Raw genomic sequence first — 3,676 nt, 5'->3', positions numbered from 1 at the left:
TTGGCCGACACCTGGGTTCCCGCGGCGTCCCGCGTCCCTCGTGTTCGCTCCCGGGCCATGCCCCCGGCGCCACCGGCGCGCGGGGACGATGACGCATGTCCGGAGACGGTCGACGACGGCCGCCTCCCGGACCGGCCGCCGTCGCGGCAGCGCCGGTCTTGCCGGCCGCGACGGTTGCGTCCCGGCTCCGGTCGCGCGACAACGCGGGCAGCTTCCCGCGCTCATCCGGAACACCACAGACGTGACGTCCAACGCCCCGGCGCCCCTGAAAAAAACCTTTGGCCTCTCGACCGCGATCTCCTACCCCAACGGCGCGCCCCATATCGGCCATGCCTACGAGGTGATCGCCGCCGACGCCATCGCGCGCTTCCACCGGCTCGACGGCTACGACGTGCTGTTCTCCACCGGGACCGACGAGCACGGGCTGAAGATCCAGCAGGCCGCGACCCGGGCCGGCACCACCCCGCGCGCGTATGTCGACGGCACCGCCGCCCGGTTCCAGGCGATGGCCGACCGGCTGGACTGCGCCTACGACCGCTTCATCCGCACCACCGAGCCCGGCCATTCCGCCGCCGCCCAGGAGATCTGGCGGCGGATGGAGGCCAACGGCGACATCTACCTCGACAAATACGCCGGCTGGTACTCGGTCCGCGACGAGGCCTATTACGACGAGGCCGAGACCCGGCTCCTGGAGGACGGCAGCCGCCGCAGCCTCGCCACCGACACGCCGGTCGTGTGGATGGAGGAGGAGAATTTCCTGTTCCGGCTCTCCGCCTATCAGGACCGGCTGCTGCAGCTCTACGCGGACCAGCCCGACTTCATCGGGCCGGACACCCGCCGGAACGAGGTGGCGAGCTTCGTGCGCTCCGGCCTCAAGGACCTCTCGGTCAGCCGCACGAATTTCGACTGGGGCGTGCCGGTGCCCGGCCATCCGAGCCACGTCATGTACGTGTGGGTCGATGCGCTCACCAATTATCTCACCGTCACCGGCTTCCCCGACGAGTCCGATCCGCGAAAAAAATTCTGGCCGATGGATCTGCACATCATCGGCAAGGACATCGTCCGGTTCCACGCGGTCTACTGGCCGGCCTTCCTGATGTCGGCCGGGCTGCCCCTGCCCAAGCGCGTCTTCGGCCACGGCTTCCTGCTCTCCAAGGGCGAGAAGATGTCGAAGTCGCTGGGCAACGTCCTCGATCCGTTCGAGCTCGCCGACACCTACGGCGTCGACCCGGTGCGCTACTTCGTGCTGCGCGAGGTGCCGTTCGGCGGCGACGGCAGCTACAGCCACGAGGCGATCATCGGCCGGATCAACGCCGATCTCGCCAACGACCTCGGCAACCTCGCCCAGCGCTCGCTCTCGATGGTGGCCAAGAACTGTGACGGTGCGGTGCCGGATCCGGGCAGCCTGGACGAGGCCGACCGCGCCCTGCTCGCCCAGGTCGATGCCCTGCCGGAGCGCGCCCGCACCCTGATGGGCGACCTCGCGCTGCACAGCATCCTCGCCGAGATCTGGGCCGTGGTGGCGGAGGCGAACCGCTACTTCGCCGCCCAGGAGCCCTGGCGCCTGCGCAAGTCCGACCCGGCGCGGATGAACGCCGTGCTCTACACGACGCTGGAGGCGTTGCGCGTCTTCGGCATCCTGACCCAGCCCTTCGTGCCGGGGGCGGCCGCCAAGCTCCTCGACCTGCTGGCGGTGCCGGCCGACCGACGCAGCCTCGCCGCCGTGGGGGAGAGGGGCCGGCTCGTGCCGGGCACGGCGCTCGCCGCCCCCGCGCCGATCTTCCCGCGCTTCGAGCGCCCCGAGACCCCGTCCGCCTGACGAATCTTGCCGCCCGACGGCCCCGAGACCCGATGCTCATCGACAGCCACTGCCATCTCGACTTCCCGGATTTCGCCGCCGACCTGCCCGGGGTCATTGCCCGGGCGAAGGCCGCGGGCGTCACCGGCATGCTCACCATCGCCACCCGGGTCGCCAAGGCCGACACCTACCGGGCGATCGCCGAGGCTCATCCGGAGGTCTGGTACACGATCGGCACCCATCCCCACGGGGCGGCCGATGAGCCGGACGTCGCCGCCGGGACGATCGCGGAGATCGCCGCGGCCAGCCCGCGCTGCGTCGGGATCGGCGAGGCCGGGCTCGATTACCACTACGCCGACGCCGCCCCCGAGGCGGTGCAGGAGCGGGTGCTGCGCGCCCATATCGAGGCGGCGCGCCTGTCCGGCCTGCCGCTGGTGATCCACGCCCGCGACGCCGACGACCACATGGAGCGGGTGCTAACCGACGAGATGGGCCAAAAACCCTTCCGGGCGGTGCTGCACTGCTTCTCCTCGGGGAAGCGGCTGGCGGAGGCCGGGGTGGAGCTGGGGCTGTTCGTGTCCTTCTCGGGCATCGTCACCTTCCGGCGCTCGCACGATCTGCGCGACATCGCCCGGAGCGTGCCCCTGGATCGGATCCTGGTGGAGACCGACGCGCCGTTCCTCGCCCCCGAGCCCCATCGCGGGCGGACCAACGAGCCGGCCTACACGGCCGACACGGCCCGGTCCCTCGCCGAGACGCTCGGGCTGCCGGCCGAGGACCTCGCCCGGATCACCACAGCGAACTTTTTCAGCCTGTTCGACAAGGCGGCCGGCGCAACGCCCCGCAGCGGCGCGTGACCGAAGCGGGCGGGAGCGGGAGATCCGGATGGCGCGCCTGACCCTGCGGATCCTCGGCTGCGGCTCCTCCGGCGGGGTGCCGCGGGTCGGCACCGGTTGGGGTGCCTGCGATCCGGAGGAGCCACGCAACCGCCGGAGGCGCTGCTCGATCCTGGTCGAGCGGGCATCCGGGGCCGGGCGGACCACGCTTCTGGTCGACACCTCCCCCGATCTGCGCGAGCAGCTCCTGGATTCCGGCATCCGGCGTCTGGACGGGGTGCTCTACACCCACGCCCATGCCGACCACACCCACGGAATCGACGACCTGCGCCCGCTGGTGATCGCCATGCGGGCACGGATCCCGGTCTACGCGGACGCCCTGACCCGGTCGCTGCTCACGACCCGGTTCGGCTATTGCTTCGAGACGCCCCCCGGAAGCGCCTACCCGCCGATCCTCGACCTGCGCGACCTCGACGCCGACCGCGACCTGACCCTGGAGGGGGAGGGGGGCCCGATCACCGTGGCATCGCTCCCGGTGGAGCACGGCAACGAGGCGGCCCTCGGCTTCCGCTTCGGCAATGCGGCCTACATGCCCGACGTGAGCCTGATCCCGGACGCGACCCTGGCCCGGCTCCATGGTCTCGACCTGCTGATCATCGATGCCCTGCGGGACACCCCGCACCCGACCCATTTCTCGGTCTCGGACGCGCTGGCCCTGATCGAAGCGGTCCGGCCCCGCCGGGCGGTGCTCACCAACCTCCACACCGACCTCGACTACGGCACCCTGGCGGCGCGACTGCCCATGGGGATCGCGCCCGCCTATGACGGGATGAGCCTGACCCTCGACGTCTGAGGACGGCGGGGCAGGGGGAAGGCAGGAGCGAATCGCCCGTCACACGCCTGTCGTCGCCGGAGTCCAAGAAAATCGACTTCCCTGCGAAGAAGGCTGTTGACGGCCCGGAACGGTGGGCCTATACCCCGGCTCATCGGCGCCGGCCGCGGAAGTGGACCGGGCGCTGAGGCATCTTCTGACAAGCGGCGG

The 3,676-nt window shown here is 71.1% G+C and carries 3 protein-coding genes; all 3 read left to right on the top strand.

What is annotated here, in order from left to right; genetic code table 11:
- Nucleotides 1–241: 241 nt before the first annotated feature.
- From metG to BM396_RS31735, 3 genes are read left to right on the top strand one after another with little or no spacing between them, the layout of a single operon-like run.
- Entirely contained in the window at nt 242–1,819 is a 1,578-nt protein-coding gene (gene metG, locus BM396_RS31745) for a methionine--tRNA ligase (RefSeq protein ID WP_043388438.1), read from the top strand.
- Between the two features lie 32 nt (nt 1,820–1,851).
- Nucleotides 1,852–2,655 (top strand): TatD family hydrolase, encoded by an 804-nt coding sequence (locus tag BM396_RS31740; protein WP_043388441.1) that lies wholly within the window; start codon nt 1,852–1,854, stop codon nt 2,653–2,655.
- A 28-nt stretch (nt 2,656–2,683) separates the two neighbouring features.
- Nucleotides 2,684–3,487 carry an MBL fold metallo-hydrolase gene (locus tag BM396_RS31735; RefSeq protein WP_043388443.1) on the top strand — a complete coding sequence of 268 codons (804 nt, stop codon included), beginning with the start codon at nt 2,684–2,686 and terminating at the stop codon, nt 3,485–3,487.
- The last annotated feature ends 189 nt before the right edge of the window (nt 3,488–3,676 follow it).

The sequence above is a fragment of the Methylobacterium sp. UNCCL125 genome (assembly GCF_900116795.1).
Taxonomy (GTDB): domain Bacteria; phylum Pseudomonadota; class Alphaproteobacteria; order Rhizobiales; family Beijerinckiaceae; genus Methylobacterium; species Methylobacterium fujisawaense.
Note: the sequence above shows the minus strand (reverse complement) of the source record. Positions and strands in the feature narration are given on the sequence as shown.

Bases quoted from the DNA above. Each gene is read 5' to 3' on its own strand.
- BM396_RS31735 (WP_043388443.1), top strand. From the start codon at position 2,684: ATGGCGCGCCTGACCCTGCGGATCCTCGGCTGCGGCTCCTCCGGCGGG.
- BM396_RS31740 (WP_043388441.1), top strand. From the start codon at position 1,852: ATGCTCATCGACAGCCACTGCCATCTCGACTTCCCGGATTTCGCCGCC.